The organism is Streptococcus sp. CF7_Ac1-12 (assembly GCF_024295905.1).
GTDB lineage: Bacteria > Bacillota > Bacilli > Lactobacillales > Streptococcaceae > Streptococcus > Streptococcus mitis_AP.
The window spans coordinates 1-3,593 of sequence record NZ_JANCPG010000029.1; the positions used below are offsets into that span (position 1 = coordinate 1).

The following is a 3,593-nucleotide window of genomic DNA, read 5'->3' on the forward strand; positions in this document are numbered from 1 at the left end:
ATTTATTGTAGATATGTTTTGTAATGATTGTGATACTTCTTTCAAGGAATATTTGGTAGGATTGAAGTGTAAATAGATTAACTAGGAAAGAAGGAAGTAAATGGAAGCCATTTATCAACCTGATTCGAAACAGGTTGTACTACTTGATGATAAATAATTAGCGCTAGGAACTAATAGCTGATTGGAAAATACATAGGCTAAATATTTATGTGATTTAAAATGTTATAAAAACGTAATTTTTCAGACAATAAACATCATGTTTCATAGAATGTAATATTTATAAAGAATAGCGAACAATATCCGTATATATATATATATATATATATATACGGATATTGTTCCTTTTGTGATATAAAACTTTGCGAAAAACTCTATTGATTTATTAGATAAAAAGAGTATCATAATATATAATAAGATATTTATAACGGAGGAAATCAGATGTTTTATAAAGGTAAACATGATCGTGAAAAACAACTACGTTTTTCTATTCGCAAAGTAAGTTTTGGAGCAGCTTCAGTCGCGATTGCTGCTTTTATGATGTTTATTGGTGGAGGTACTGTTCAGGCAGATGCTATTCAAAGTAATGATAGTAGTGCTGCCTCAGTATCTTCAAATCATCAACAAAAGGAATATGATAAGAAAACAGATAATGAGGATAGAGTTAATACTTCTAATCTTAAGGTATCAGAAGCAACTTCTGAAAATACAGAATCTAAAGATGTTATTTCTTCAACTGAATCTTTTAATAATGAGAGTAGACAAGAGGAAAAACAGTTTATTAAAGCTGATACAAGTAAATTAGAATTAGCTGTTGCTCGTGTTCAAGCGTTACTTGAAAAAACTGAAGTGAATGAAAAAACAGAAGAAGTAATCAAAAGTGCGAATGAAGAATTAGCTAAAGCACAAGACTTATTATCTAATGATAAAGTAATACAGGGAGATATCGACAAAGAATTAAGTTCTCTTAATAATATAGATTTTATTCTTAAAAGTATACCAAAAGCATCCATTGAAAAGAAATTAGAAAAAGAAAAAGAAAACAAAAATCAAGATCCACGAAATGGAAAAGCCATTCCAGGAAAAGGAGAGAGTGGATTTAGAGAAGCTGTATCAAATTCTGCAAATACAATTAGTAAAGCGATAGAAGGACCAACAAATAATAATAAACTGGGTTATGGAAATAATCCCCAAAATGGAGTTTTTGAGAGTGCAAAAGAGCAATTTGGTGATATTAATTTTGATGATGCTGTAGTTAAAGAGAGAAAGATTGAAAAACAATGGTCTAAGAGCATCTTATCAGATAAGACTGGGAAGTCAAAGACTCAGCTATTAACTGGAGGTATTACCTATAAATGGAAAGAAAAAGAGATTAATGGTTCTTTAAATGGTTGGAAGATTACTGATTCATCAGGTGCATCAACTATTTTAAAAGCTATTAAGCCTGAGCAACCAGTAGCTGATACAGGGCGTGAAAAGGAATATCTGGGAACTCCAAGTAAAGTATATGATAACGATAATTCTATTACTAGAAATTATAATGAGAATGAGGGTCCCAATCAACCGCTAGGAGTACATGCTTCAAACCAAAACTATGCAAATGGAGTAAATTACTCAGGTACTGTTGGTACTCATAATTTACCTAAAGGTTACTATTTAGAATTGGGAAAACAAGGAAATAAAATTTCAAAAGAGTATTCTGTAAATAGTAATTCGAGAGTTATATTAAGTGCGATTACAGGTGGTGCCTACGGGAACATGGGAACTGCCGGAACAGGAGAAAAAATAAAAATATCAGTTTATGATGCACAAAATAATAGTTTAATTCCTAGTGTACGAGATGATAGGACAGAAGGTGAAAAATATGAAACTTTTCATATATCTACACCTACGGGTAATGGAGGAAACGGTGATGGATGGACAGAATATCGTGCAATTTATGAGATACCTCTAAATACAACTAGAATTAGAGTTGAAATAGAAGCATTGCATGACGGTAGTGCATTAAAAGGAGATCCAATAACAGGCAAAACTTCATACTCATTGAATAACGGAAAGAAACAATTAGAAGACGGTTATTTTGTCGGAGCTGTTAATTTAGCATTGGGTACTGGAACAGAAATGACTACTAATGTTAAGACTAATAACCAAGAAGGGGGATATGGAGAAAATAAATTATACAAATCAGAACAGAAAGGTGAGCTAGAATTTACCGTCAATAGTGTTGGTGGAATTAGACATTATGGTTCAGCGAAAACTGAGATCGAGATACCAGAAGGTGTAGAGTTACCAGACAATATTAAAAATGCTAAAGATACTGTTTGGTTTGGAGGGGTTCCAATTAGTCCTAAAAATATTGTATATGACTCAATTAGTAGAAAATTAACTTTAATTTATAATACTTCTGCTAATAACGCAGGAAAAGATCCTAGAATAGGTGTTGGTTCTAATAATGGAACTAGAAATTTTAAAATTCCTTTCACTACAACTTCAAACTATAAGGGTACAGCAACATTTAAAATTAGAACCTTTTTACCAAATGGTTTAAGAGATTCTGATGATAATGTTTTATTGAATACGGGCGATGTTTCAAATTCAAATGGTTTATACCATAATACAGTATCTGGTGTAAGAAATTCTGAAAATCCAAACTACTATTATAATAAGACGATTTATATTGATTCAACAAAACCTAAAGCACCAACAGTCGAAACAATACATACCGATGGAGTGCAGGGAAATAGTACTAATAAAAATCAGGGAAGAAACCTCTTGATTTCTATTCCAGAGGAAGAGACAGGCTTAACTGACCCTGTAAGAGAGAAAAAGAATGTTATTGAAAACGATAAGAACAATAATAACAAGGATAATCAGCATAAGTTAGCAGACGATGAAGCTACAACAGAAGTTGAAAAAATTAATCATGCGATTGGTGGTGTAACTGGTATAACAGTAACATTACCAAATGGTGCGAAAACAATTAAATTAACTAAAAAAGGTGATGAATGGTACAAAGATTCTGAAAAATTAAATATAATTGATGGGAAATTAGTATTACCTTTACCTGAAGATATTAATTTAGATGAAGCAAATGATGATTTATCTCCTGACAAACGCATCAAAGTAACTGTTCAAGATAAAGCAGGAAATGATTCAGATGTTGCTTATGCGAATGTTTTAAATGAAGCTCCAACTTTAAATGTCAATAAAGATGTTATATATGTTCCTAAAACGGATGTGTCTAATAAAGTTAATACTGAAAAACTTTTGAAACAAGTATCAGATACTATTGTTGATGGTAAACCAGGTATTGAAGTAGCTGATTTAGAAGATGATAGGGATAATAAGGAAATAACAAAACCAAATGTTTCAGTTATTGATGATCAGGGATTAGATACTTCTAAACCAGGTGTATATACAGTAACTTTAAAGGCTACAGATAGTGAGGGAAAAGACTCAGTTGAAAAAAATGACGATACTGATAAATTTGATGTTGTAGTAGTTGAAGGAATTCCTCAAATTGTATCAGTTAGTGACAACAATATCCAACCAGATGTTCTGAAAAATATAGATAAAAGTCAATTTCCTGATGATGC

At 31.5% G+C, this 3,593-nt stretch carries 1 protein-coding gene; it reads left to right on the plus strand.

The annotated features are described in order from the left end of the window. Positions 1-438 precede the first annotated feature (438 nt). Positions 439-3,593, plus strand: a 3,155-nt coding sequence (locus NMM17_RS09515; RefSeq protein WP_254754328.1) for a YSIRK-type signal peptide-containing protein, incomplete at its 3' end; no start/stop codon positions are given.